The organism is Amycolatopsis sp. NPDC101161 (assembly GCF_044768185.1).
Lineage (GTDB): Bacteria > Actinomycetota > Actinomycetes > Mycobacteriales > Pseudonocardiaceae > Amycolatopsis.
Genome location: NZ_JBIWPI010000004.1, coordinates 253252 through 278397, shown reverse-complemented (window position 1 = coordinate 278397; position 25146 = coordinate 253252). Strand labels below are relative to the sequence as shown.

General features: G+C 71.9%; 24 protein-coding genes. 12 read left to right on the top strand and 12 right to left on the bottom strand.

Annotated features, from left to right (window positions below):
* The first annotated feature begins 145 nt into the window (after positions 1 to 145).
* Positions 146 to 1240, top strand: coding sequence for a sensor histidine kinase (locus ACIRSS_RS28765; protein ID WP_400900262.1), 1095 nt, complete (start codon positions 146 to 148; stop codon positions 1238 to 1240).
* A complete protein-coding gene (locus ACIRSS_RS28760) occupies positions 1237 to 1908 on the top strand; it encodes a response regulator (RefSeq protein WP_400900260.1) in 672 nt (223 codons plus the stop codon). The genes ACIRSS_RS28765 and ACIRSS_RS28760 overlap by 4 nt, the downstream gene beginning before the upstream one ends.
* A gap of 183 nt (positions 1909 to 2091) precedes the next feature.
* On the opposite strand, the gene ACIRSS_RS28755 is transcribed toward ACIRSS_RS28760, so the two are convergent.
* Positions 2092 to 3117 carry a C40 family peptidase gene (locus ACIRSS_RS28755; protein WP_400900258.1) on the bottom strand — a complete coding sequence of 342 codons (1026 nt, stop codon included), beginning with the start codon at positions 3115 to 3117 and terminating at the stop codon, positions 2092 to 2094.
* 81 nt (positions 3118 to 3198) lie between these two features.
* Between ACIRSS_RS28755 and ACIRSS_RS28750 the strand changes: the two genes are divergently transcribed.
* The 5 genes from ACIRSS_RS28750 (at position 3199) to ACIRSS_RS28730 (ending at position 6930) form a co-directional block, all read left to right on the top strand.
* The gene (locus tag ACIRSS_RS28750; protein ID WP_400900256.1) at positions 3199 to 3996 is read left to right on the top strand and encodes a biotin--[acetyl-CoA-carboxylase] ligase; all 798 of its coding nucleotides are present in this window, start codon (positions 3199 to 3201) and stop codon (positions 3994 to 3996) included.
* A gap of 85 nt (positions 3997 to 4081) precedes the next feature.
* Positions 4082 to 4675 carry a PH domain-containing protein gene (locus ACIRSS_RS28745; RefSeq protein ID WP_400900254.1) on the top strand — a complete coding sequence of 198 codons (594 nt, stop codon included), beginning with the start codon at positions 4082 to 4084 and terminating at the stop codon, positions 4673 to 4675.
* On the top strand, positions 4675 to 5604 hold the full coding sequence (locus tag ACIRSS_RS28740) for a hydroxymethylglutaryl-CoA lyase (protein ID WP_400900252.1): 930 nt from the start codon (positions 4675 to 4677) through the stop codon (positions 5602 to 5604). Before ACIRSS_RS28745 ends, ACIRSS_RS28740 begins: the two co-directional genes overlap by 1 nt.
* A 109-nt stretch (positions 5605 to 5713) precedes the next feature.
* Positions 5714 to 6670 carry a TNT domain-containing protein gene (locus tag ACIRSS_RS28735; protein WP_400900250.1) on the top strand — a complete coding sequence of 319 codons (957 nt, stop codon included), beginning with the start codon at positions 5714 to 5716 and terminating at the stop codon, positions 6668 to 6670.
* Positions 6670 to 6930 carry a hypothetical protein gene (locus tag ACIRSS_RS28730; RefSeq protein WP_003105220.1) on the top strand — a complete coding sequence of 87 codons (261 nt, stop codon included), beginning with the start codon at positions 6670 to 6672 and terminating at the stop codon, positions 6928 to 6930. The genes ACIRSS_RS28735 and ACIRSS_RS28730 overlap by 1 nt, the downstream gene beginning before the upstream one ends.
* 43 nt (positions 6931 to 6973) lie before the next feature.
* On the opposite strand, the gene ACIRSS_RS28725 is transcribed toward ACIRSS_RS28730, so the two are convergent.
* The gene (locus tag ACIRSS_RS28725; protein WP_400900248.1) at positions 6974 to 10240 is read right to left on the bottom strand and encodes a GH92 family glycosyl hydrolase; all 3267 of its coding nucleotides are present in this window, start codon (positions 10238 to 10240) and stop codon (positions 6974 to 6976) included.
* 134 nt (positions 10241 to 10374) lie between these two features.
* Positions 10375 to 11160 (bottom strand): histidinol-phosphatase, encoded by a 786-nt coding sequence (hisN, locus tag ACIRSS_RS28720; protein ID WP_400900246.1) that lies wholly within the window; start codon positions 11158 to 11160, stop codon positions 10375 to 10377.
* A gap of 42 nt (positions 11161 to 11202) precedes the next feature.
* Between hisN and ACIRSS_RS28715 the strand changes: the two genes are divergently transcribed.
* Together ACIRSS_RS28715 and ACIRSS_RS28710 are read left to right on the top strand one after the other, a co-directional pair.
* Positions 11203 to 11898 carry a response regulator transcription factor gene (locus ACIRSS_RS28715; protein ID WP_086677054.1) on the top strand — a complete coding sequence of 232 codons (696 nt, stop codon included), beginning with the start codon at positions 11203 to 11205 and terminating at the stop codon, positions 11896 to 11898.
* Positions 11899 to 11901: 3 nt separating this feature from the next.
* Positions 11902 to 13185: an ATP-binding protein gene (locus tag ACIRSS_RS28710; protein ID WP_400900244.1), complete on the top strand. Its 1284-nt coding sequence runs from the start codon at positions 11902 to 11904 to the stop codon at positions 13183 to 13185.
* Between the two features lie 269 nt (positions 13186 to 13454).
* On the opposite strand, the gene ACIRSS_RS28705 is transcribed toward ACIRSS_RS28710, so the two are convergent.
* The 9 genes from ACIRSS_RS28705 to ACIRSS_RS28665 form a co-directional block, all read right to left on the bottom strand.
* On the bottom strand, positions 13455 to 13880 hold the full coding sequence (locus ACIRSS_RS28705; RefSeq protein WP_400900242.1) for a Pvc16 family protein: 426 nt from the start codon (positions 13878 to 13880) through the stop codon (positions 13455 to 13457).
* A 3-nt stretch (positions 13881 to 13883) separates the two neighbouring features.
* A complete protein-coding gene (locus ACIRSS_RS28700; RefSeq protein WP_400901893.1) occupies positions 13884 to 14516 on the bottom strand; it encodes a response regulator transcription factor in 633 nt (210 codons plus the stop codon).
* A 118-nt stretch (positions 14517 to 14634) separates the two neighbouring features.
* The gene (locus ACIRSS_RS28695; RefSeq protein ID WP_400900240.1) at positions 14635 to 15279 is read right to left on the bottom strand and encodes a response regulator; all 645 of its coding nucleotides are present in this window, start codon (positions 15277 to 15279) and stop codon (positions 14635 to 14637) included.
* Positions 15280 to 15297: 18 nt separating this feature from the next.
* Complete coding sequence (locus ACIRSS_RS28690) at positions 15298 to 16152, bottom strand: NAD(P)H-binding protein (RefSeq protein WP_400900238.1); 855 nt, start codon at positions 16150 to 16152, stop codon at positions 15298 to 15300.
* The gene (locus ACIRSS_RS28685; protein ID WP_400900236.1) at positions 16149 to 17453 is read right to left on the bottom strand and encodes an MFS transporter; all 1305 of its coding nucleotides are present in this window, start codon (positions 17451 to 17453) and stop codon (positions 16149 to 16151) included. Before ACIRSS_RS28685 ends, ACIRSS_RS28690 begins: the two co-directional genes overlap by 4 nt.
* A gap of 204 nt (positions 17454 to 17657) precedes the next feature.
* Positions 17658 to 18152 (bottom strand): GNAT family N-acetyltransferase, encoded by a 495-nt coding sequence (locus ACIRSS_RS28680; protein ID WP_400900234.1) that lies wholly within the window; start codon positions 18150 to 18152, stop codon positions 17658 to 17660.
* A gap of 7 nt (positions 18153 to 18159) precedes the next feature.
* Complete coding sequence (locus ACIRSS_RS28675; RefSeq protein ID WP_400900232.1) at positions 18160 to 18687, bottom strand: GtrA family protein; 528 nt, start codon at positions 18685 to 18687, stop codon at positions 18160 to 18162.
* Between the two features lie 38 nt (positions 18688 to 18725).
* On the bottom strand, positions 18726 to 19223 hold the full coding sequence (locus ACIRSS_RS28670) for a GtrA family protein (protein WP_400900230.1): 498 nt from the start codon (positions 19221 to 19223) through the stop codon (positions 18726 to 18728).
* 10 nt (positions 19224 to 19233) lie between these two features.
* On the bottom strand, positions 19234 to 21429 hold the full coding sequence (locus ACIRSS_RS28665; RefSeq protein WP_400900228.1) for a sigma-70 family RNA polymerase sigma factor: 2196 nt from the start codon (positions 21427 to 21429) through the stop codon (positions 19234 to 19236).
* A gap of 269 nt (positions 21430 to 21698) precedes the next feature.
* On the opposite strand from ACIRSS_RS28665, the gene ACIRSS_RS28660 reads away from it, so the two are divergent.
* From ACIRSS_RS28660 to ACIRSS_RS28650, 3 genes are all read left to right on the top strand, one after another.
* Positions 21699 to 22532, top strand: coding sequence for a GGDEF domain-containing protein (locus ACIRSS_RS28660; protein WP_400900226.1), 834 nt, complete (start codon positions 21699 to 21701; stop codon positions 22530 to 22532).
* A 71-nt stretch (positions 22533 to 22603) separates the two neighbouring features.
* Positions 22604 to 23953 carry a glycosyltransferase 87 family protein gene (locus tag ACIRSS_RS28655; protein WP_400900224.1) on the top strand — a complete coding sequence of 450 codons (1350 nt, stop codon included), beginning with the start codon at positions 22604 to 22606 and terminating at the stop codon, positions 23951 to 23953.
* A complete protein-coding gene (locus ACIRSS_RS28650; protein ID WP_400900222.1) occupies positions 23928 to 25136 on the top strand; it encodes a glycosyltransferase 87 family protein in 1209 nt (402 codons plus the stop codon). Before ACIRSS_RS28655 ends, ACIRSS_RS28650 begins: the two co-directional genes overlap by 26 nt.
* The last annotated feature ends 10 nt before the right edge of the window (positions 25137 to 25146 follow it).

The window sequence follows — 25146 nt, the reverse complement described above, 5'->3', positions numbered from 1 at the left end:
GACCCGTCGCCCGTCGTCGTGCGGACGCGGGCACTTCCCGCTGCCGCGGCCGCCGCAGGAACCCCGGATGTACCGCGGCCGCGGTAGTCCGCGAATGCTCTTCACGCCGGATTCGCCGTCCGGAACATCCGGTTAAGGTGCGGAGATGCGGGTCGTGGACGGGGTGATCGCCGTCGGGGTCGCGGCGGCGTTGCTGGTCGCCGGGCTCTCGGCGCGGCACGTCCCCACGGACCTCGACCCGCTGGGGTACGCGCTCCTGGTGGCCGGCGGGCTGGCCCTGGCCGCGCGCCGCCGGGCTCCGGTCGTCGTGCTCGCGGTGACCGCGGCGTGCGCGCTGGGCTACCAGGCCGCGGGGTTCGAAGTGCCCGTCGTCGCCTACCTGTTCGCGGTGTACGCCGCCGTCCGGGCCGGACACCGCGTCGCCGCGGTGGTCGCGTCGGTGCTCATGCTCGGCGCGGTCCCGTTCGCGATCCTGGCCACGGGCCTGCACACGACCGGCGAGGCGTTCACGCAGTCCCGTGACGTCCTCCAGATCGCCTGGCTGATCGCCGCCGGCGCCGCGGGGGAGGCCCTGCGCCAAGCCGAGCGCCGCGCCGACGAGGCCGAACGGACCCGCGAGGAGACCGCGCGCCGGCGGGCCGACGAGGAGCGGCTGCACATCGCGCGGGAGCTGCACGACTCGCTCACCCACCAGATCTCCGTCATCAAGCTGCAGGCCGAAGTGGCCGTCCACCTGGCCGCCAAGCGCGGCGAAGACGTGCCGGACGCCCTCCTCGCGATCCGCGACGCCGGCCGTGACGCGGCGCGGGAGCTGCGGGCGACGCTGGAGGCGTTGCGCGACGACGGCACGAACCCGCCGCACGGCCTCGACGACGTGCCGGACCTGGTGGAGCGGGCCCGTTCCGGCGGTCTCGACGCGCGGCTGACGATCGAAGGCCGCTGCGACGACGTGCCGGCGGCGGTCGGCCGGACCGCGTACCGGATCGTCCAGGAGTCGCTGACCAACGTCGCCCGGCACGCCGCCGCGGCCGGCGCGTCGGTCCGGATCGACCACCGGCCCGGCACGCTCGTCGTCCGCGTCGACGACGACGGCGAGACCACTGTGGACAGTGCGCCGGGCGTCGGCCTGACCGGGATGCGCGAGCGCGTCATGGCGCTCGGCGGCCGGCTCCACGCCGGGCCGCGCCGCGAAGGCGGGTTCAGCGTCCGGGCCGAGCTCCCCGTGGACGGCCCGGCGTGATCCGCGTCCTGCTGGCCGACGACCAGCCGCTCATCCGCAGCGGGTTCCGCGCATTGCTCGACGCCGAGGCCGACGTCGAGGTGGTGGCCGAAGCGGCCGACGGCGGTGAAGCCGTGACACTAGCGTTGGCGCACCTGCCGGACGTCGTGCTCCTCGACGTCCGGATGCCGGGTGTCGACGGTCTCGAGGCGACCCGCCGCATCGCCGCGGACCCGGCGCTGGCCGCGGTGCACGTCGTCATCCTGACCAACTACGGCTTCGACGAGTACGTCTTCGAAGCCCTGCGCGCCGGCGCGGCGGGGTTCCTGGTGAAGGACATCCGCCCGGAGGACTTCCTGCACGCCGTGCGCGTCGCGGCCCGGGGCGACGCGCTGCTCGCGCCGTCGATCACCCGCAAGCTGATCGACCGGTACGTGACGCAGCCGCCCGTGCCCGGGGCGGGGCTGGCGGAGCTGACCAACCGGGAGCGGGAGGCGGTCGCGCTGGTCGCGCGCGGGCTGTCCAACGACGAGATCGCGGAGCGGATGGTGATCAGCCCGTTGACGGCGAAGACGCACGTCAACCGGGCCATGGCGAAGCTGCGGGCACGGGATCGGGCCCAGCTCGTCGTGTTCGCCTACGAGTCCGGCCTCAGCTCGCCGGCGAATCCGTCGATCGGCTCACGGTGAGCAGCAGCGGTGGCAGGGGAGCCCGGTCGGACGGCGACCCGCAGCGGAAGACGTTCTGAGGCGTCTCCGGTGTTCAGACCAGAGCTTCCGGTGTGCGAGTCCTTTCCGGACCCGCCGGTGCCCGGCTCGCCGGGCGGCGCGAGGCCAGAACAGCGTCCACGTAGGACACGGTCCGCGGGGCGATCAGGCCGGGCGGCCCGCGCCCGCGTAGTCGTCGCCCTTCGAGTGGTACGTGTGGATCTGGATCGCCTGGCCCTCGGTCGGCGCGTTGATCATCAGGCCGTTGCCCAGGTACAGGCCCACGTGGTGGATGCGGGTCGCCGGGCTGCCGTAGAACACCAGGTCGCCCAGGCGGGGCTCCTGCGTGGGCGGGACCGGCGGCAACGCGCGGAACTGGCTGTCCGCCGTCCGCGGCAACGCCACCCCCGCGCTGTCGTACGACGCCTTCGTCAGGCCCGAGCAGTCGAAGCCCGCCGCGCCCGCGTCCGGGCCGTTGCCGCCCCAGACGTACGGGAGGCCGAGCTGGCCCAGCGCGAACCGGGTCGCGCGGACCCGCGGCGACGAGGCCGACGCCGGGTCCAGGGAGAGCGTCGCGTACAGCTGGGCCATGCCGAGGACGCGCTGGCGGAACAGCTCCGCGTCGCTGCCCGGGTGGTAGGCCGCGATCGCCTTCCACCAGCCCGGTCCGGCGCCGAGGTCCGTGCCGCCCGCGCACAGCGCCCGGCCGGCCGCGATCGGGGCCTCGCCGCCGTACTTCTTGGCCTGCGCCGCCGTCAGCCCCAGCGCGTTCCCGCCGGCGCGGCCGTGGTCCGACGCCGCCGAGCCGACGCCCGCCAGCGTGACCCACGAGAGGTGGCAGGACGGGTCTTCGCTCCGCAGCGCCAGTTCGCCGTTCGCGTAGCCGATCAGCGCTTCGGCGGGGATGTCCAGCGGCCCCGCCAGCTGCTCGGCCCACTGCTGCAGCGGGCTCTTGCCGCCCTGGCCGGACGCGCCCTGGCCCGGTTCCTGGGCCTTCACCGGTGCGCTGACTTCGAGGACCGACGGGCCGGACGCCGCGTCGCGCGCCACCGGCAGCGCGGCCGCCGGTGCGGGCGCGGGCGACCGGTCGGCCAGCAGCCAGCCCGCGGTGACCAGACCCGCGACGAGCGGTAGCGCGACGAGGCCGCGCAGGGCCGCGCCGCGAGCCCAGGAGGTCGGCTTCGTCGTCACGGGGTCCAACTTAGAAGAGCGCACCTCTTAGTGAACGACTGAGTAGCTTGCACGTTAGGGGGACTCTCATATGGTGGACACATGACTGAGATCGACGCTGCCCGCCTGAGTGCGGCGCTCAAGGATCGGTACGCGAAGATCGACGTCGTCGAGCGAACCGGCTCCACCAATGCCGACCTGCGGAAAGCCCTCGAAGACGGCGCCGCGGACCGGACCGTTCTGCTCGCCGAGGAGCAGACCGCGGGCGTAGGCAGGCGGGCGCGTCAGTGGAGTTCGCCGAAGGGCGCCGGGCTGTACCTCAGCGTGGCGCTGCGGCCGGAGGTCCCGTTCACGGCGCTGGGCTCACTCTCCGTCGTCGCCGGGCTCGCCGTGCGGGCGGTCGCGGCCTCCGTCGGGGTCGACGCCTCGCTCAAATGGCCCAACGACGTCCTCGCCGGCGGGGCCAAGTGCGCCGGGATCCTCGCCGAGGCTGTCGCCGGCAATCCGCCGTCGATCGTGCTCGGCATCGGCCTCAACGTCCTGCCGCTCGGCGACGTCCAGCCGGGCCCGGGCGGCCTGCCCGCGACGTCGCTCGCCGAGCTCGGCGCCACCAACACCGACCGCACCGACGTCGCGATCGCGCTGCTCACCGAGTTCGGCGACCTCGAGCAGCGTTGGCGGCTCGCGGGCGGCGACCTCACCGAGGCGGGCCTGCTCGGCGACTACCGCGCCCACTGCGCGACCCTCGGCCAGGACGTCGAGGTGCAGCTGCCGGACGGCACGTCGCTCACCGGGCGGGCCGCCGACATCGACGCCGCCGGCCAGCTCCAGGTGGACATGGTGGGCGGCCAGCGGCACACCGTGTTCGCGGGTGACGTGGTGCACGTCCGCCCAGCCTGATTCTTCGGGGCGTTGCACTCACCGGCCGGGCGTCTCGCCGGTACGGTGAAGCGACACCGCCGCACCGACCTTGGGAGCGTCCGCCGTGGCTTATCCGGACGATTTGCTCAGCGAGCAAGAGCACGTCGTGGTGCACAGTCACCCCCACTTCAAGATGCTGATCTTCCCGACGCTCGCGTTCCTGGTCACCCTGGGCGCGGGCATCTGGCTGGCGATCCTCGCCAAGGACGCCGGCTCGCCGTGGAACACGGTCGGGCTGATCGCCATCGGGGTCGTCGCCCTCGTGCTGATCGTGTGGCTGTTCCTGGCGCCGCTCGTCCGCTGGCGGACGACCCACTTCATCGTGACCACCGACCGCCTCATCGCTCGCGAGGGCGTGCTGAAGCGCACCGGCATCGACATCCCGATGGGCCGCATCAACAGCGTCCAGTTCGAGCACGGCCTGCTCGACCGGGTCTTCGGCTGCGGCACCCTGATCATCGAGTCGGCGTCGGACGAGCCGCTGCGGTTCGAGGACATCCCGCACGTCGAGAAGGTGCACACGGTCATCTACCGCGAGGTCAACGACAACCCGTACGACGACTACCGGCCGGGCACCCAGGCCGCTCCGGGGCCCCAGCGGACCGAGCCGCTGCCGCCCCAGGGCGGTCGTCCGCAGCGCGGCGATCGTCGCCGCTGATGGGTACGCGCGAACTGGGCCTGCCGGAACGGGTCCCCTCCGCGGGGGAGCTGCCGGAGCGGGTCACGATCTGGGAGGTCGGCCCGCGGGACGGCCTGCAGAACGAGAAGACGATCGTCCCGGTCGAGGTCAAGCTGGAGTTCCTCGACCGGCTCGCGGGCGCGGGCCTGACGACGCTCGAGGCGACGAGCTTCGTGCACCCGAAGTGGGTGCCGCAGCTGGCCGACGCCGAGCAGCTGCTCGCCGGGCTGGATCGTCGGGCGGGCGTCCGCTACCCCGTGCTGGTGCCGAACGAGAAGGGTCTCAACCGGGCCCTCGACGCCGGTGTCGAACACATCGCGATCTTCGCCAGCGCGACGGAGACCTTCGCGCAGAAGAACCTCAACTCCTCGCTGGACGAGCAGTTCGGGATGTTCGAGCCGGTCGTGACGCGGGCCCGGGAAGCGGGCGTCGAAGTACGCGGCTACCTCTCGATGTGCTTCGGCGACCCGTGGGAGGGCGCCGTGCCGGCCAAGCAGGTCGCCGACGCCGGCCGCCGCCTGCTGGACATGGGGTGCTCGCAGCTTTCGCTGGGCGACACCATCGGCGTCGCGACCGCGGGCCAGGTGGAGAACCTGATCGGCCTGTTCGGCGATGTCGGTACTTTGGCCGTGCACTTCCACGACACCTACGGTCAGGCTCTGGCCAACACCCTGGCGGCGCTCCGATGTGGAGTGTCGACTGTGGACTCTTCGGCGGGCGGGCTGGGCGGCTGCCCGTACGCCGAGTCGGCGACCGGCAACCTGGCCACCGAAGACCTGGTGTGGATGCTGGACGGGCTGGGTATCGCTCACGGAGCCGATCTGGACGCGCTGGTGGCGGCCAGCACGTGGATGGCGGGACAGCTCGGCCGCCCGAGCCCGTCCCGCGTGGTCGCCGCGCTGAGCTGACCTCGCCCGCACCCGCGCCCGGCAGGTGCGGTATCAAGGGGGACCGGCAGCACCGCGGCCGCGTCGAACGCCATGTGCCCGCGGGCACCGACCGAGCCGGAGGATGGGTGTGACCGAGCCTTCCGAGGCGGGCTCCGAACCGGTCGAGGCCGACCTCGACACGGGGCCGATCCGGGTGCCCGAATACGGGCTGACGGATTCCGGCGCCTTCGAAGAGGCGCCGACCCCGCCCTCGGGCAACCCCGCGGCGTGGCCGCACGCCGTGTCGCCGCTGCTGCCGCCGTTCCCGCTGCCCCCGGCCCCGCCGGCCCCGCCGGCACCGGCAGCGCCGCCGCCGCCGGTCGCGGGGCCGCCGCTCAGCCCCGGTTCGCCGGCACCGCTGCCGCCGCTCGGGTCGCCGCGCAAGGAACGGGAAAGCGTTGTCGCGCTGTTCCTGGTGCACATGTTCCCCATCGGGCACCTGCCGGTGGCCATGGACAAGCCGGCGCTGCAGCTCCCGCTGCCCGAGGATCCCGACGGCTTCGGCCCGAACGACCACCCGGACGCCCGGCTGATCTTCGACGACCAGGCACTCACCAACGTCACCGCGGGGTTCCGCCGTTCGCCGACGGCGCCGTCGCGGCCGGTGCCGCGGCACCTGACCGACGGGTACGTGCCGTACGCCCACGCGACGCAGGCGGTGTGGATCCGCCGGTTCGTCGTCGGGCACAGCGACCTCGGGCCGGAATACGCGTGGCCGCCCGGCGACTACTACCCGGAGGGCAGCGTCGACCACGCCGAACCGGTGATGGTCCCGGCCAACACCGTGCTCGACCGCTTCGGCCCGGCGTACGGCCGCGTGTTCTTCGCCGACGGGACGCCCTTCGCGGAACGCTCGCTGCCGCCCGGGATGCTGGACGCCGAGTACCGCCGGTACGTCGTCGTGCGCGCGGTGCCGATGTGGCGGTCGGAGACCGCGAACTGGTTCGGCCAGGTCGGCGGCGGCACCCGGTACCGTGCGCTGCTGGCGGCCGACGAACTGGTGACCCTCGGCTACCTCGCCGAGGCCAAGGGGGATGAGGACTGATGAACACGCAGTCGATCCAGCGCTGGCTCGGCGTGCTGGGCGTGCCGCCGGAGGTCGTCTCGCTCGGCGCCGAGGTCGACAACGCCTGGTGCCTGATGCAGGGCGAGGACGAGGCGTGGGAGGTCTTCTGGCGGGAGCAGGGCAACCGCTACGACTGGGCGCGGTTCACCAGCGAACAGGTGGCGTGCCACTACCTCTTCGGCCGGCTGGCCTGGGCGCAGGTCGCCCGCGGCGCCGTCGGCCTGCTGCCCGGGTCGTGAGTGAGAAACAGGGTTAGAACACTGTTTCTCACTCACGACCTCGTCAGGACACCGCGTAGGTGAAGACGTGCGCCTGTCCTGCGCCGGTGGCGGTGGGCAGGGTGATCGACTTGACCTGCTTCGCCGGATCGAGGGCTACCGGCGCCGTCGCGAACAGGTACGACGTGTACGGCCGCTGGAGCCGGAACATGTACCGCGGGAACGCCGAGTTCACGTACGGCACCTTCGCTATGACGGTGTTCCCGAACTGCGGAGTCTCGTCACCGCCCTTCAGCAACCACTCGGACAGGCCCAGGGGAGCCGCCTGCGTCGAGCCGTCGGTGTAGGTGACGGTCACGGTCCCTTGCGCGTCCGCGCCGGTCGCCGCGCCGAGGAACGACAGCTTCGTCGCGCCCTTCGGAGCGTCCACCGCAAGCGTTTGCCCCGCCGCGATCACGTTGTCCGGCGACCCGGTCGGGCTCGACGGCCAGCGGAACTGCTGCCCGTTCGCCGTCACTACCCCGCCCGGCGTGATGCCGTTCGCGGCGAAGCCCTGCGCCGAGTAGGAGAACGCGAACCCGCCCGGGTAGAGGTCGGTCTCGCCGAAGTCGCCGTACTGGACGAACTTGTCGTCCGTGACGCCGACGTTCGTGTTCGCCGCGTGCAGCGACCCCGGCGTCCCGACGGTCACCGGCAGCTGCGCGGGCACCGGTTGCCCGCTGAACGTCACGGGCACGCTCGTGTACGCGTCCGGCGCACCCGCCGCGGCGGTGACCTTCACTTGCTGCGAAGCGGACCCGTGCGCGCCCACGGTGAGCGTCCCGCTCGACGGCGTCACGGTGATCCCGGCCGGCGGCTTCGCCTGCCACGTCACCGTTCCGGCACCGGTGATGCCTTCCGCGATGACGGTGGCCGTCGTCGCCGAGCCAGGCGCGACGACCACGCGACCCGGCCCGACGCGCCCGCGTACCGGGACTTCGCCGTCGCGGAAGGACGGCGGGACGTCCGAAGCGCCCGAACCCCACGAAGTCGGCGACGCGCCGAGCGTGAAGTCGAGCCGGCCGCCGTTGACCGCGAAGGACTCCGGCAGCCACGGCTTGGTGCTCGATTGTCCGTTGACGTTCAACGCCTTCACGTACTTCACCGAGCTGGACGCGCCGGGCGCGGTGATCGTGATCCGCTGCCCGGTCGCCCGGGTCAGCGTGATCTTCGGGAACATCGGGCTGGCCAGCACCATTTCGGCGCGGCCGGGCGCCTCGGGGTACATGCCGAGCGCGGCGAAGACGTACCACGCCGACGTCGCGCCGAGGTCGTCGTTGCCGGGCAGGCCGTCCTCGGTGGGCTTGAACAGCAGCTCCGCCGAGCGGCGCACGATGTCCTGCGTCTTCGACGGCGCGCCCGCGTAGGCGTACTCCCACGGCACCTCGAACGACGGCTCGTTCGACATGAACGCGTACGGCGAGCTGGCGTCGCTGTTCAGCTTCGTGAAGAAGAAGTCGAGGCGCTTCTTCACGGCGTCGTCGCCGCCCATCGCGTCGAAGAGCCCGCGGACGTCGTAGGGCACCATCCACGTGTACTGCGCCGCGTTCCCTTCCTGGTAGCGCATTTCCTGGTACTGCGCGGGGTCGAACGGCGAAAGGAACTGGCCGTCGCGCATCCGGGTCTGCAGGTAGCCCGTCGCCGGGTTGTAGACGTTCTCCCAGTACTGGGCCCGGGACATGAACTGGTGGTAGGTGCTCTTCTCGCCGAGACGCTGAGCCAGCTGGGCGATGCCGAAGTCGGCCGTCGTCTCCTCGAGCATGTCCGAGACGTTGTTGGGGTGGTAGCCCAGCGTCAGGTAGTCCGACAGCCCCGGCCGTTCGAGAGCGCGTTCGCCGGCCTGCTGGACGCGGGTGGCGCCGCCGACCATCGACTTCAGCGCGTGGGACGCGTCGAAGTCCGTGGCGCCGAAGGCGTACGTGCTCGCGATGATCGAGTGGTACGGGTCGCCGCCCATCACGCCCATGAAGTCGTTGTTCTGCGACCAGCGGTCCCAGATCCCGCCGGCCTGGTCCGCCTGGTTGAGCATCGACTGCGCCATGTCGGCGGCCTCGTGCGGCGCGAGCATCGACAGCAGCTGGACCTCGTCGCGGTAGGTGTCCCAGCCGGAGAAGTTGGCGTACTGCGCGTGCCCGGGTTTCGTCTGGTGGATCGCTTTGTCGAAGCCGGCGTACCGACCGTCCACATCGGAAAAGACGTTCGGCTGCATGAGTGTGTGGTAGAGCGCGGTGTAGAACGTCCGGGTCGCCGCGTCCGTGCCGCCTTCGACGGTGATCTGCCGCAGCCGGTCGTTCCAGGCCTGGCGCGCCCGCGCCTTGACCGCGTCGAAGGAGTCGTGCCGCTGTTCCAGCAGGGAATTCAGCCGGGCACCTTGCGCGTCCACATAGGACACGCCGACGCGCACCTGGACCGGCTTGGCCGGGTCGAACGTCAGGTAGGCGCCGGAGCCGCCGTCGGCGGTGACGACCTGCTTGTCCCAGGTCGTCTTGCTGAGGTCGCCGCCGCGGGCGCTGGTGCCGCCCGGCGTCACGGCGGCGTTCTGCCAGGTCCCGGACGTCGTGAACGGCTGGTCGAACGACGCCGTGAAGTAGATCTTGTACGTGTTGGGGCCGCGGCAGAAGTGGCCGCTGGAGACCCAGCCTTCGACGGTCCGCTTGGCCGGGTCGACCGTCACCGAGGCGTCGTCGCTGCCCATCGCCGACTGCGCGACGTCGATGAGCAGCGTGGCGGGGGAGTTCTTCGGGAAGGTGAAGCGGCCCAGGCCGGAGCGCTGGGTCGCGGTCAGCTCGGTGGTGATGCCGGAGTCCGTCGTCACCTTGTAGTAGCCGGGCGACGCGGATTCGCCTGCGTGGCTGAAGGTGGGGAAGTACTTCGTGGCGTCGACGGCGGGTGACGTGGTGATGTTCCCGGCGAACGGCAGGAACGGGACGTCACCGGCCGCGCCACCGCAGCCGGCGCCGTTGAAGTGGGTGAGGCTGAAGCCGCGGAGCTTGTTCTCTTCCCAGGCGTAGCCGCCGTCGCGGTCGCGGGCGTAGTACCGGCCCTGCCCGGCGGGTGGCTTGGGCTGCAGCGGCGTGTCGGGGCTCCACTGCACCATGCCGAAGGGGACGTCGGCGCCGGGGAACGTGTCGCCGGCGTAGGTGTTGGTCTCGGGGGTGTCGCCGGCCTTCGCGCCGACGAACGGGTTGACGTAGGACGCGAGATCCCGCGCGTGGTCGGGTTCGGCGAGTGCGGGGCTGGCCACGGCCGTGACCAGGGGAATGACCAAAGCCGCGGTGACGACTCTGCGCATGCTCTTCCTCCCGGGGTGAGCGGGCCGCCCGGGCTGACAACGTTGTCAACAAACCGGGTGACCCGGCGAGCACTGGGAGTGAACCACCGGCGATCGAGGCCGGTCAAGAAGTTCCCGCCGAGCGGCCTACCCGGTTACCTCTTGAGGATCGCGAGCGCGTCTTCGTGGAGGCGGCCGTTCGTCGACAGCGCGCTCCCGTTGTCGTACCGCGCGACGCCGTCGAGGTCGCTGAACCGCCCGCCGGCCTCGGTGACGATCACCTGCGCCGCCGCGACGTCCCACGGGTTCACGATGCACTCCGCCGCGACGTCCAGGGCGCCCTCGGCCACCAGCACGTGGTGCCAGAAGTCGCCGAACGCGCGGGTCTCCCAGCACGCGTCCACCAGGCCGAGGTACTTCTCGCGCGAGTGGTACTCCGTCCACGAGTTCAAGTCCGTAGTGGACAGATAAGCGTCCGAAAGGGACGAAACCTTCGAAACTGACAGCTGCCGCGTCCCGGCGGAGTCGCTCGAGAACGCGCCGGCCCCCGTCGCCGCCCACCAGCGGCGGCCCAGCAACGGCGCGCTGATCATGCCGACGACCGGGTCGCCGTCCTCCACCAGGGCGATGAGGGTCGCCCAGACGGGTACACCTCGGAGGAAGTTCTTGGTGCCGTCGATCGGGTCGAGCACCCACGCCCGGCCCGTCGCCGCCGAGCCGCCGCGCTCTTCGCCCAGCACCGCGTCGTCCGGCCGCTCTTCGGCGAGCAGCGAACGGATCCCGTCCTCCACCGCGGTGTCCGCGTCGGTCACCGGCGTGCGGTCGGGTTTGCGCTCCACCGCCAGGTCCAGGGCGCGGAACCGCGCCGTCGTGATCGCGTCGGCGGCGTCGGCCAGCCGGGTGGCGAGGGCCAGATCATCTTCGTAGCCAGGCACGGTCACGATGGTTTCACGCCCCCGCGCCGTAGAGTTGGCCAGGTGAGCATGGTCCTACTTGCCGAAGACGATCCGGCCATCGCCGAACCGCTCTCCCGCGCCCTCGAACGCGAGGGCTACGAGATCCACGTCGTCACCGACGGTCCTTCGGTCCTCGACGCCACCGCCGCCCAGAGAGTCGACTTGCTCGTGCTCGACCTCGGACTGCCCGGCATGGACGGCCTCGAGGTCTGCCGGCGCCTGCGCGCCAACGGCACCGAGCTGCCCGTCCTGATGCTCACCGCCCGCACCGACGAGGTCGACTTCGTCGTCGGCCTGGACGCGGGCGCCGACGACTACGTCGCCAAGCCGTTCCGCCTCGCCGAGCTGCTCGCCCGGATCCGCGCGCTGCTGCGCCGCCGGGTGCCCGAGGTGCTCGAGGCCGGCGGCGTGCGGATGGACCTCGGCGCGCGGCTCGTGACCGTCGACCTGCACGAGGTCCAGCTCGCGAACAAGGAGTTCGAGCTGCTGCGCGTCCTGATGAGCCGGGCCGGGCAGGTCGTCAGCCGCGACGAGATCCTCGCCGAGGTCTGGAACGACCTCGAGTCGAAGACGTCCAAGACGCTCGACATGCACATGTCGTGGCTGCGGCGGAAGCTGGCCATCGCCGCCGACGAGGCCGCCGGGCGCACCAGCAAGGCCCACGACGGCGAGCGGCGGATCGCGACCGTCCGCGGTGTCGGCTTCCGGTTCAACGCCGAATAAGCCGTGCGCCGCCGCATCCTCCTGGCCATCCTGCTGGCCGTCGCCGTCACCGCGGCGGTCCTGGGCATCCCGCTGGGCATCGTGGCGAGCTGGCAGATCGAGTCGAGCTACCGCGAGACGCTCGCCGAGAACGCCCGCGCGGCGGCGGCGATCCTCGACACCGAGATCGCCAACGGCCAGGAGATCGACCTCGACCAGGTGCGCGCGGCCGTCCCGACGAACGGCATCCTCTCCGTGCAGGTCCCCGACCAGCAGGAGAAGCGCTACGGCAACGACCCCGGGCCCGACACCGTCACCGAGACGGCCGACCTGGCCCGCGACGGCAAGGTCGCGATCGCCGTCCCGGCCGGCCCGATGCACGAACGGCAGACGACGGTGACGCTCGTCGTCGTCCTGCTGGTGCTGCTGTCGGTCGGCACCGGTGCGGTGGTGGCGATCGCGACGGCTCGGCGGCTCGCGAAACCGCTGCGGCACGTCGCCGAACGCGCGTCCCGCCTGGGCGGCGGCGACTTCCGGCCCGACCCGAGCCGCTACGGCGTCGGCGAGCTCGACATGGTCGCCGAGGCCCTGGACGCGTCCGGCACCGCGCTCGCCCAGCTCGTGCAGCGGGAGCGCCAGCTCGTCGGCGACGTCTCGCACCAGCTGCGCAGCCGGCTGACGGCGTTGCAGCTGCGGCTGGAACCGCTCACCGTGCACCCGGACGAAGAGGTGGCCGACGAGTCGAAGGCCGCCCAGGAGCAGGCCGACCGGCTCGCCGAAGCGCTGGACGAGCTGCTGGCGGCGGCCCGTGCGGCGCGCGAGGTCGGCGCGGAACCGGTGGACCTGCCGACCCGGCTGCCCGAGATGGCGCAGGAGTGGCGCGAGCTGCTCCGCTCGGAGGGCCGCAACCTCCGGATGCGGGTGGCCGACGGCCTGATGGCCCGCGCGACCCCGGGGCGGCTGCGCGAGGTCGTCGGAGTGCTGCTGGACAACGCCCTGCGCCACGGTTCGGGCACGGTCACGATGGCCGCCCGCCGCGGCGACGCCGAGGGAACGGTGGTGATCGAGGTCAGCGACACGGGTTCGGGCGTGCCGGACGAGCTGGCCCCGCACATCTTCGAGCGCGGCTTTTCGGGAGGCGGGTCGACGGGGGTCGGGCTGGCCTTGGCGCGAGCCCTGGTGGAGGCGGACGGCGGCCGGCTGGAGCTGTCCAACCGGCGGCCGGCGGTGTTCAGCCTCTTCCTCAAGGTGCCGCGCCCGAGCGACGTGCCCGAGGTCCGGTGGCCCGCGGAGCGCGTCCCGCGTTAGGCGAGAGATCACGCACAATACGCCCGCGGCGGTCACTTCGGTGATGCTGACATGGTGCTGTCATTGAACGCCGCCGGGAAGATCCAGGCGGAAAGTGTTCGTTCGTCGCGCCAGTGGACTAGGTGATCGGTTGTGGGCGGCCTGGTTCTGACCTGAACTAAAGGTGATGCGGGAACCACGACAGTCGGTTTCATCGGTCTGTCGTGGCCGGTCTCGATCTGGTTTCCGCAGGTGCGTCAGCTGCAATGGCCCGCGGAGCGCGTCCCGCGTTAGTCGGCGTCGGCCGTGACCAGCAGGACGAACCCGGCTCGCGCGGGCATGCCCAGGCTCGTCCACAGGCCCGTCGGATCCGTTGCGGCCAAAGACATCCGCACCGGGGAAGCGCTTTCCGCGGGCAGCTGGCCGGCGTCGAGGACCGCGTGGAGCGCCGCGTCGAGCAGGGCGTGCTCGTCCTGGACCGCCCCGGCTCGCGCCGTGACGAGGTAGGAAAGCGCGCAGCGCCGGGCCGCGCGCTTTCCTTCCCCCTCGTTTCCCTCCCCGACGGCGTCGCGCAGCGCGAAGAGGAACAGCTCCACGCTCCGCACCCGCGACTCCGTCTGCCAGGCCGGTTTCGGCGGGTCGAGCCGGATCTGCGTCCCCGCCGGCAAGCGGGGGCGCAGCAGCCGGCACAAAGCCTCGTCGACCTGGGCGATCATGGGTCAGATCAACCCTTCACGCAGCGCGTACGCGACCGCGTGCGACCGGTTGCGCAGCTGGAACCGGTTGGTCACGTCGTGCAGGATGCTCTTCACCGTCCGCTGCGAGTAGCACAGCTGGTCGGCGATCTCCTGCGTCGAATACCCCGCCGCGACCAGCCGCAGCACCTCCGTCTCCCGGTTGCTCATCCCGCCCAGGTGCAGGCCGCGCGGCTGGAGCACCTGGCGCTGCAGGCGGGACACCCGGCTCAGCAGCCGGCCGAGCAGGTCGGGCGGCAGCGCGCCCTCCCCGGCCGCGGCCGCCTTGACCAGCCGGACGAGCACCTCCGGCCCGGCGTCGGCGCGGCGGGCGACCGCGCAGACCCCGTGCTCGACGGCGTTGAGGATCTCGTTGTCGTCGACTTCGCCCGCGACCAGCACGATGCGGGTGAAGCCCTGGTGGTGCAGCGCGGACAGCAGCTGGGTCATCGTCTCGTCGAGCCGGTCGGCGACCAGCAGCGCGACCATGGCCGAGTCGGCCGCCTCCCCGTCGACCACCCGGACCTCGTCGCGCGAACGCAGCGCCACGCAGACGCCGTTGTGCAGGATCGGATCGGTGGCGCGGACCACCACCGGCGTCCTGTCGGATTCGAACATCGTCACCCATTCCCCTCGAACGGTGCGAGGGTTTCCACCCCTCACCCTGCCCACAGTGCCCGCTCGGGTGTCCCGAGCGCATGGGACCGGCGTCCCGGATTGCCCGGAATGCTGCCCGTCAGGACCGGCCGAGACCCGCGTCGCGGGCCCGGACGATCGCTTCGGCGCGGTCGGCGACGTGCAGCTTGGCGAAGACGTTCGAAATGTGGTTGCGCACGGTTTTGGGGCTCAGGCAGAGCGTGTTCGCGATGGCGCCGTTGCTGTGCCCGGCCGCGATCAGGGACAGGACCTCGCGCTCGCGCCCGGTCAGCTCCGGGAACACCGGCTCGCTCGTGGGTGGCGGCTGGTTGAAGAAGCCGAGCACGCGGTTCGCGATGTCGGGGCCGAAGATGGCCTCGCGCCTCGCGACGGCCTGCACGGCGCGGATGATCTCGTCCGGCTCGGCGTCCTTGAGGAGATAGCCGCGGGCACCGGCGCGCATCGCCGCGAAGACCGACTCGCTTTCGTCGGCCATCGTCAGCATCAGCACGCCGGTGTCCGGGCTGACGTCCGCGATGTGCCGGGTCGCCTGGATCCCCGACAGGTCGGGCAGGTGCAGGTCCATGACGACGACGTCCGGGAGCAGCGCGGCCGCGGCCTCGACCGCGGCGGCACCGCTGGCCGCCTCGCCCACGATCTCGATCTCGGGCTCGGCGTCCAGCAGCGTGCACACGCCGAACCGGAACAACGGGTGGTCGTCCACGACGAGCACGCGCAGACCCATCCGGTCACCTCCCCGCTGTCACCCCCCGTAATGGTAGGTGAATGCGGCCGCGTTCTCACCTGCCCATTTCGCGAAGGTCAGCGGAGGCCGGCCGAGCAGGCGCTCGACGGTGCCGAACACGACGTGTTCGTGGCCGGCGGATTCCCGCTTCAACGCGAAGAATCCGTCGACGGCTTCGGCGGGCCAGCCGAATCGGCGCACCATGCGTTCCCGCGCGGCGGTTTCCGGTTCCTCGACGAATTCAATCGGTCGGCCGATCGCCTCGGCGAGGACGGCGACCTGCTGGGCGGTGGTGAGGGCTTCGCCGCCGGTCAGTTCGTAGGTCTTGCCTTCGTGCTCGGACGTCGTGAGGGCGAGCGTCGCGACCGCGGCGATGTCCCGGACGTGGACGAGCGCCGACGCGGGGTCGCCTTCGGGCACGTAAACGGCGTTCTCGTCGCGGATCGAGCCGAGCCAGGCGAACCGGTTGTCCATGAAGGCGCCTGGCCGCAGGATCGTCCAAGCCGGTCCGGCTTCGCGGACCGCCTGCTCGGCTTCGGCGTGGGCGCGGGTGATCGGGTCCGTCTGTCCGAAGTGGACACCGGTGGTGGACAGCTTGACGAGGTGGGTGACGCCGGCGCGTGCGGCGGCTTGGGCGATAGCGGCTTCGCGGTCGGCGCTGTGGCCTTGGGTCAGCACGAAAACGCGGTCCGCGCCGTCGAGCAGGGCGGGTAGGTCCGCGGTGTCGAGGTCGGCCCGCACGACTTCGGCGCGCGGGTCGATGCCGGCCTTGGCCGGGTCGCGGGTGAGCGCGCGGACGGCGGCGCCGGTGTCGAGCAGAGCGGGGACGAGGGCGCGGCCGACCTTGCCGGTGGCGCCGAGGACGAAGATCATCGGGATTCTCCTTTTCCGCGAAGCGGGACGTGGGGGAGCGCGAACGCCGTGACGAGGGCGAGCGCGAGCACCGGCAGCAGGGCGAGGAAGACGCCGTGGGTGCCGGCGGTGTAGGCGAAGCCGAGCGCGACCGGGCCGAGGCTCGAGCCGAGCGCGCGAGCGAGGTTGACGCCGGCGGCGACCGCGCCGCGGTCTTCGGGTGGCGCGGTGTTCTGTGTGGCGAGGGCGAGGACCTGCAGGTTCAGCCCGGCCGCGAGGCCGAAGACGACCAGGCAGGCGACGACCTGCGGGAGCGCGTCGACGGTGAGCAGGCCGACGACGGCGAGCAGGCCGAGCGCCGTGCTGAGCCGCGGCGCCCAGCGGTAGTGCCCGGTGCGGGCGATGACCTTGCTCGCGACGACGGAGGAAGCGGCCACGGCGAGCGTCATGGGCACGAGCAGGAGCCCGCCTTCGGCCGGTCCCGCGTCTTGCTGGAGGAAGACGGCGATGTAGTTGACCGAGCCGAGGAACGCGAACCCGGCAAGCACGCTGAGCAGGACGGACACGGTGAACGTCCGGTCGTTGAAGAGCCTCGGTGGCAGCACCGGGGCTTCGGCTTTGCGTTCGACGAGCACGAACGCGACGGCGGCGACGGCCCCGAGCGCGATCGACCACGGCGTGAGCAGGGTGAACCCGGTGATGGCGCAGCCGAGCAGGACGACACCGGCGAAGTCGAAGGGTGCTTTCCGCCGTCGTCTCGGCAGGTCGAGTTTCGCCAGGAGTGCGACGGCGACCAAGCCGAGTGGCAGGTTGACGAGGAAGATCGACCGCCACCCGGCGACACCGGTGAGCAGCCCGCCGGCCACGGGCCCGGCGAGCGAAGCGACGGCGAAGCAGATCGAGAACCACCCGAAGTACTTCGCGCCTTCGCGGGGCGTGAACATCTCGCCGAGCGAAGCGCCGACGGAGACGAAGAGGCCCCCGGAGCCGGCGCCCTGCAGAACGCGCCCGCCGATGAGCGCCGCGGCCGACGGCGCGAGCCCGCAGGCGAGCGAGCCGAGCAGGAACAGGGCGAGCGCGCCGAGGAGCACGCGTTTGCGGCCGAAGACGTCGCCGAGCTTGCCGTAGAGGGGAGCGGTGACGCTCCCGGCGAGCAGGTAGGAGGTGGTGACCCAGGCGTAGGCCCCGGTGGTGCCGAAGTCGGCGGCGATCCGGGGGAGTGCGGTGGCGACGACCTGGGCGTCGAGCATCGCGAGGAAGACGGACAGGAAAAGCCCGGCGAGAGCCGGTTTTTGGGCGCGTTTCAGCGCGGTGGTGTGCAAGAGGAAGTCCTTGTTTCGTCAGAAGGGACGAGAGATGCGGACGCGTGGGAACGCGTCCCGTCGAGTCGGGAAAAGGCTCCATCGTCACCCGCGGGCGGGTGCGACCTCTTCGCGCTCGGAAACCACCTCGAATCGTCCCGCTCGCCCGGCCGAACCCGGACGGCGTCCTCACGAAGGAACACTGACGAGGATGACTGTAGACAACTACATGTCGAGAGACAAGTAGTTTTCGATCCAGTACCGCCGGACCCGCTCGTCAGGCGATTTCTCGGGCACGCCGCCGTGGCGCTCGATGGTTCTCATCGAAGCGACGTTGTCCACGGCGCAGACCACTAGGACGCGGGACATGCCGAGGGTCCAGGCTTCGCCGAGCACGCGTCCCAGCGCCCAGCTCGCGACCCCGCGTCCCCGCGCGGACGGCCGGACGCCGTAGCCGATGTGGCCGAACTGCCGGACGAACTCGCCGAAGCCGTGCCGCAGCGCGATTCCGCCGAGCACCCGCTCGCCTTCGACGATCCAGCGGTACGTGCAGGCGTCGCCGGCCAGCCGGGCCAGCCAGGTCGCGAAGCCCTCGCGCGTGCCGACGTCGTCGGAGGGCCGCAGGCCGAAGCCGTCCTCGTGGGCGCCCGGTCCCCACTCGGCGTGCGCCTCCAGCCAGGCGGCGTGCCACCGGGCGTCGGGGGAGATCAGCTCGGGCAAGCCGCGGTCAGCGCAGCCGGGTCACGTCACCGTTGTCGCGCCGGCGCTCGCCCAGTTCGTCCGGGAACACCCACTTCTTGAAGCCCCAGAAGCGGAAGAACATCGCCAGCAGCATGCCGATGATCGACCCGCTCGCGAAGTCCGCGACCTCCTGCACCAACCGCGTCACGTGCGGGACCTCCAGGTGCAGCACGTACCGCGACACGTACAGCGGGATCAGGTTCACCACGACGGCGACGCCGCTGATCACGAAGAACAACGTGGCTTCGTGCGCCCGTTCGCGGCCGCCGCGGGTGCGGAACGACCACTCGCGGTTGAGGATGTAGGACACGATGGTCGCGACGATGATCGCGATCGCCTTGGCGGTGGTCGGCTTCGACTCGAGCACGGACAGCTTGAGGAAGTACCAGACGCCGTTGTCGACGAAGAACGTCGTGCCGCCCACGATCGCGAACTTCAGCAGCTCGCGGTGCTTGATCAGCACCGAACGCAGTGGTTCGGGCGTGCGCTTGAGCACGGTTTCCACAACGGTCACACGACGCAGTCTAGGAGCACACCGCGTTGACCTGTGGTTCAGGCGGCCTTGCGGTCCTGAATGTCCGGATCCTCCACGACCTCGAGAACCCGCGCCCCGTCGGCCGGGAACACCCACTTCTTGAACGCCCACCAGCGGAACACCGTGCCCAGCAACGTGCCGATGATGATCCCGCTGACGAAGTCGGCCACCTCGACGCCGAACGGCGACAGCCGCGGCGCCTGCAGGTCCAGCACGTACCGCGAGAACCACTGCGGCAGCGCGTTCAAGCCCAGCGCGATGCCGCTGAACAGGAAGAACAGCGCGGCCTCGTGGTGGCGTTCGCGGCCGCCGCGGGTGCGGAACGACCACTCGCGGTTGGCGACGTACGAAAAGATCGTCGCGACGAGGACGCCGACGATCAGCGCCGTCACCGGGTGGGTCCGCAGCACGGTGAACTTCAAGCCGTAGTTGACGGACATCGTGATCACGAAGCTGATCCCGCCGACGACGGCGAAGCGGAGGAGCTCGCGATGCTTCTTCAGCAGCTCGCGCACCGCGCGGACGCTACCCCGTCAGCCAGCCGAATCCCTTCTCGGGGGTGGCGGTCGGCGGCTGGTTGCCCGGTTTGGTGCCCGGCCGCGGCGGTGCGCTGGTCGTGGTCGACGACGTCGGCGGCTCGAGCGTCGGCTCGGTCTCCGAGGTCGTGGTCGGCGGGGTGGACGACGGTTTGGGCCTCGTCGGTTTCGGCTTGGACGGCGTCGTCGAGGACGTCGTCGACGGCGATGCCGGCAGCGGGTCCTTGCCGCACCAGTGGTGGTAGCAGCCGAAGTCGATCGTCACCGGGGCCGCCGAAGCCTTGCCCAACTGCGCGTCGATCGTGACGCGCCCGTCGTCGGGACGTCCCTTCAGCCGCACCCACAGGTTGACGTGCTGGCCGGGGGCGACGGCGCTGTTCGTCGTGCAGGTCGCACTGCCGGCCGTCGTCGTGCAGGGGAAGCCGCGCAGGCTCCACCACTGCCACAGCGGGTGGTCGAAGGTGACCGTGACCGGCCGGGTCGTCTCGCCGGTGTTGCGGACCCGCACGTAGACCAGCGGGTTGCGGGTCCACGGGAACGCCGAAAGCCCGTCGCCCTGCGCTTCGAGGACCACGGCGTCCGGCGGCTGCTTCACGGTGATCTTGACGCTGACCGAGACGTTGATTCGCACACCGGCGGTGACCGATCCGGTCACTGTGCCGCCTTCGGCGTCCTGGTCGGCCTGGAGCCGGAAGTTCAGCGTCGCGCTCTGGCCGGGCTGCAGGCCCGTGCCGGTCTTGCACGTCACCGTGCCGTCGCCGCCGGGGCAGTTCACCGAGATCGGGGCGCTGTTCTGGGCGAACGCCATCGGCGCGCCGCCGCCACCGGCGTTGACCGCGTGCACGCCCGGGGGCAGCTTCAGCGCGACGGCCACCGGCTCGGACACGCTGCCGCCGTCGTTGCGGACGGTGATCGGCAGGTTCGTGGCGGAGCCGGGGCTGAGCTCGACGCCGCCCGGCGGGGACGTCGCGGACATCGACGGCGGGGCCGGCGCGGGCGGGGCCGGGGGTGGCGGCGCCGGCGCGGGCGGCTGGACCGCCGGTGGCGGGGGCGCGACCGGCGGCGCGGGCGGAGGCGGCGGCTGCGGCGGCGCGGGCGGAGCGGGCTTCGGCGGTGCCGGGGGCTGGGCCGGCTGGGGCGGCTGCGCGGGCTGGGCCGCGGGCGGCGGCTGCTGGGCCGCGACCGGGATCTCCTGCGTCCCCCCACCGGCGGTGAGCGCGATGATGACGGCCGCGACGATCGCCGTGCCCGAGGCCGCGACCCCGGCGAACTGGCGGGGTCCCGCAGCGGCGGCTCCCGCGGCCGCGCCGGCTTTGCCCCCGGCCGCGGCGGCACCGGCGGCCGCGGCACCCGCGGTCGCGGCGGTGACCGCACTGGCCTTCGCCGCGCCGATGGTCGCGAGGTAGCCGAGCGCCGCGCCGCCCAGGACGATCGGGGCGATGATCGCGCGCAGCCCGCCGTTCACGTCGGCGAGCTCCGCGGCCAGCGCACGGCAGTTCTCGCACTCGTCGAGGTGGTTCTCGACCTGGTTGCGTTCGCGTTTGGACAGTCCGTCGCGGGTCCACGCGCCGAGCCGCTCGGCGCACGCGCGGCAGCGTTCCTCGGCGTTTTCCTGCAGGTGGACCTGCAGGTACGCCTGGCGCAGGCCCTCGCGGGCGCGGTAGGCGAGCGCCGAGACGCCGTTCGCGGTCAGGCCCAGCAGCGGCGCGACCTCGGCCGGGCTCTGCTGCTCGATCTCGGTGTGCCAGAGCACGGCCTGCCAGCGTTCGGGCAGCCGCGCGAACGCCTTGGCGGCCATCGTCCGCTCGAGCCCGGCGACCGCGGTGTCGGAGAACGGCACGGTCAGCGCCTCGGCCGACACGTCGGTCATGTCCTCGTTGAGGTCGACCCGGCGTTCCTTGCGGGTGCGGTCGTACGCGGTGTGACGCAGCGCAGTCAGCAGGTACGCCCGGAAGGCGGTATCCGGACCCTTGCCGCCACGGAGCGTGTCCAGCACTTTCGAGAACGCCTCGGACACCAGGTCGTCGGCCTCCGAGCTCGACCGGGCCAGCTGACGAGCGAGGTTGTGCGCCGCGCCGGTGTGGCGCTCGTAGAGCGGCCCGTACGACTCGATCTTCCCGGCGCGGACCTCGGCGATCAGCTCGGCGTCACTCTTTCCGCTGAGATCGGCGGGAACGGTGGACACGGCACTCCTCGGTCGGTTAGGGCCAGGACCTGCCATTACAGGCCGGTCCGGGGCGCGAGACAAGTGTGACTGACCCACCCCGAGCCGTCACGCGGTGGTAGGGGTGTTGACTCCGACGGCGGAGCAAAATCACCCATCCCCGGGTCGCGCCGTGGAAAAGCTTCTTAACAAAACTCGCGAGTACGCGTCACGGGATCCGGTGGGGCACGTCCTCACCGTGAAGCACCGAGCAAGATCGACACGGACCGGATGAAAGGGACAGGGGGCCAGTGGACGTTCCGGCTACGCGTTCCGGTCCCGGTGACGCTCCGCCCGCCGACCGCGCCCTGCTCGCGCTGCGGGCCCGCTGGCGCTCGGCCAGCCTGGCCGCGGGCTGGCGCTTCCCCAGCGACTGGGCGCTGCCCGAGGTCGACGCCGTCTGCGCGGCGGTGATGGCCAAGGGCCGCGTCGAAGCCGCCGAAACCGCGCTGGCCGGCCTGGCCAGGGCTCGCGCGGCGGCCGGCGCCGGCCTCGCGGAAACCCTCGCCGACCTGGCCGCGCTGCACGCGGTGCTCGGCCACGGCGACGACGGTTTCGTCGCGCCGGACGTCGACGCCACCCCGGCGCGGCTGCTCCGGACCACCGCGCTGGCCTGGGCCGACGTCGCCACCGACCAGCTCGCGCACACCGAGGTCACCGACCCGCTGACCGGCCTGCCCTCGGCCGCCTACCTGCGTACGCGGCTCGCCGAGGTCTACCAGGCCGCCGCCGCGCGCGAGCGGCCCGCGGCCGAGGACCACGTCCTGCTGGTCGTCTCGCTCGACCTCAGCACGATCGCCGGGTTCCCGCGGCTGACCGGGATGATCCTGGTCGCGGACGCGCTGCGGGCGGTGTTCGACAGCGGGCAGAGCGTCGCCTCGCTGGGTCCGTCGGTCGTCGCCGCGCTGGTCCCGAAGGACGAGGGCGTCGCTTCGCACGGCGTCGCGCTGCGAAGGGCGTTGCACGAGCGGCTGTCGGTCGATTCGCAGCTGGCCGACGCCGGCCGGCCGCGGGTGTCCGCCGTGCGCCTGCCGGCCACCCACGAAATGGCCTGCGAGCTGCTGGCGCGGCTCGCGCGGGTGTAGAACGTGCGAAAAGTCCGGTTCCGCCCGGACCCTTCCGACCGGGATCGCGCGGGTCATGATTTCCTGGTGAGGTGACCCGGACCGTACCCACCGACGTCGACGGCGCGATCGCGGCCGGACCCCAGCACCGCCTGGCCCTGCGGAAGTCACTCGCGCGCCTGTCCGTCCGCCCGCGGTCGATCCTGATCCTCGCGGTGATCCCGCTGGTCGCGGTCGGGTACGGCATCTGGGGCTGGCAGCACGACTGGGTGCTCGGCGTCGACAGCGCGGTCTACCGGGCGGGCGCGCTGACGCTGCTGCACGGCGACTCGCTCTACGACGCCAACACGCTGGCCCCCGAGCCGTGGTGGGCCCTGCTGCCGTTCACGTACCCGCCGACGGCCGCGCTGATCTTCGTGCCGCTCGCCGCGTTCCCGACCCAGATCTCCTGGGGCCTGATCACCGCCGTCTCGCTGGCCGCGATGGCGCTGTCGATCCGGATCGCGATCGGCGCGCTGCCCCGCCCGGCCGCGGACGGGCCGCGCTGGTGGGCCTCGCCCGCCCGCTCGACCATCGTGTTCTTCCTGGTCTTCCTCGGCCTCGAGCCGGTGTGGCGGACGATCTTCCTCGGCCAGATCAACCTGATCCTGATGGCCATGATCCTGCTGGACATGCTGGTCATCGGCGCCCGCGGCAGCCGCTGGGGCGGCGTGCTGGTCGGCGTCGCGGCGGCGATCAAGCTCACGCCGCTGGTGTTCCTCGGGCACCTGTTCGTCACCGGCCGCCGGATGGACGCGATCCGCGGCTTCGCGACGTTCCTCGTGCTGCAGGGCCTGATGTTCCTGATCAACGCCCACGACGCCGCGAAGTACTGGACCGTGACGCTGCCGGACACCGGCCGGATCGGGCCGGTGCACTGGGCGGGCAACCAGTCGCTGAACGCGCTGATGAACCGGGCCACCGACCTCGCGCCGTGGGCGTCGAAGGCGGCCATGGGCATCGGCTTCCTGCTCGCGATCCCGGCGCTGTGGCTGCTGATCCGCTTCCACCGCAAGGGCCAGGCGCTGGCGGCGCTGCTCGTCACCGCGTTCTGGACGCTGCTGATCTCGCCGATCTCGTGGACGCACCACTGGGTGTGGGTGATCCCGCTGATCGTGCTGCTGGTCTCGCGGCTGCCGAAGACCACGCCGAAGACGGCGTGGAAGCGCTGGGTCGGGACCGGCCTGGTGGCGTTCGTGTTCGTCAGCTGCGTGCTGCTGATCCTGCCGAACGGCCGCAACGTCGAACTGCACTGGAAGGTGTGGCAGAACGTACTGGGGGACGCCTACATCCTGATGCCGGTCGTGCTTGCGGCGGCGCTGATCCTGCGCTGGGGCCTGCAGCGGCGCGCGCGGGAGAAGGCGGCTTCGGACGAGCATGTCGACGTCACGACCGGCGTCTGAGGCGCGCGCCGGTCGCTTCGTCGCCGGCGGTATCGCGCTGCTGGTGCTGGCGTTCGGGGTCGTCGTCTGGCTGGCCGGGTGGCACTTGGGCGCGGACAGCGCCGTCTACCGCGCCGGAGCGTTGACGCTGGTGCACGGCGATCCGCTGTACACGCGGGACGTGCTGACCGCGCTGCCGGACTGGGTGCGGCTGCCCTTCACCTACACGCCGGCCGCCGCGCCGCTGTTCCTGCCGCTCGCGCTGGTGCCGTCCGGCCTGGTGTGGGGCGTGATCGCGTTTTTGTCGGTGGTCGCCCTTATCGTCGTCATCACGGTGGTTTCGTCGTCGCCGGGGCGCGCATCCCTGCTGGGAAGCAGGTGGTGGGCGCTGCCGGCGGGAACGGCCGCCGCTCTGGTCCTGGAACCGGTGTGGAAGACGCTGTTCCTGGGCCAGATCAACTTGATACTGATGGCGTTCGTGGTGCTGGACGTCCTCGTGCTCTCCCTGCGCGGGTCGCGGTGGGCGGGCGTGCTGATCGGCGTGGCGGCGGCGATCAAGCTGACCCCGCTGATCTTCGTGCCGCACCTGTTCTTCACCGGCCGGTGGAAGGACGGGCTGCGGGCCCTGGGCACGTTCGTGGCGCTCGAAGCGGTGATGTTCGCGGTCATCCCGGTCGACGCGGCGCGGTTCTGGCGGGATTCGGCGACCGACCCGAGCCGGGTCGGGTCGGTGCACTGGATCTTCAACCAGTCGCTCAACGGGCTGGTCAACCGCGCTTCGGAGCTGGCCCCCTGGTCGCTGGCGGCGGCGGTCGGGGTGGCGGCGGTGCTGGCCGGCCCCGCGGTGTGGCTGGTCGTGCGGCTGCACCGGCGGGGCGAGGACGCGGCCGCGCTGCTGGTGACGGCGTTCTACGGGCTGCTGCTGTCGCCCGTGTCGTGGTCGCACCACTGGGTCTGGTGCGTGCCGTTGCTCACGCTGCTGGTGGTGAAGGCGCGGTGGTGGGCCGCGGCGGCGGTCGCGCTGCTGTTCGCCTCGCAGATCGTGATGCTGGTGCCCAACGGCGGCGATCGCGAGTTCGGCTGGGGCCTGGGCTGGTCGGTCCTCGGCAACGTCTACGTGCTCGCGGCGGCGGCCGGGATCCTCGGGCTGGCGGCGCGTGAGCTTCGCCTGGTCCGGCGGTCACCCCAGGTCGTGACCGTTTAGGCTGACTGGC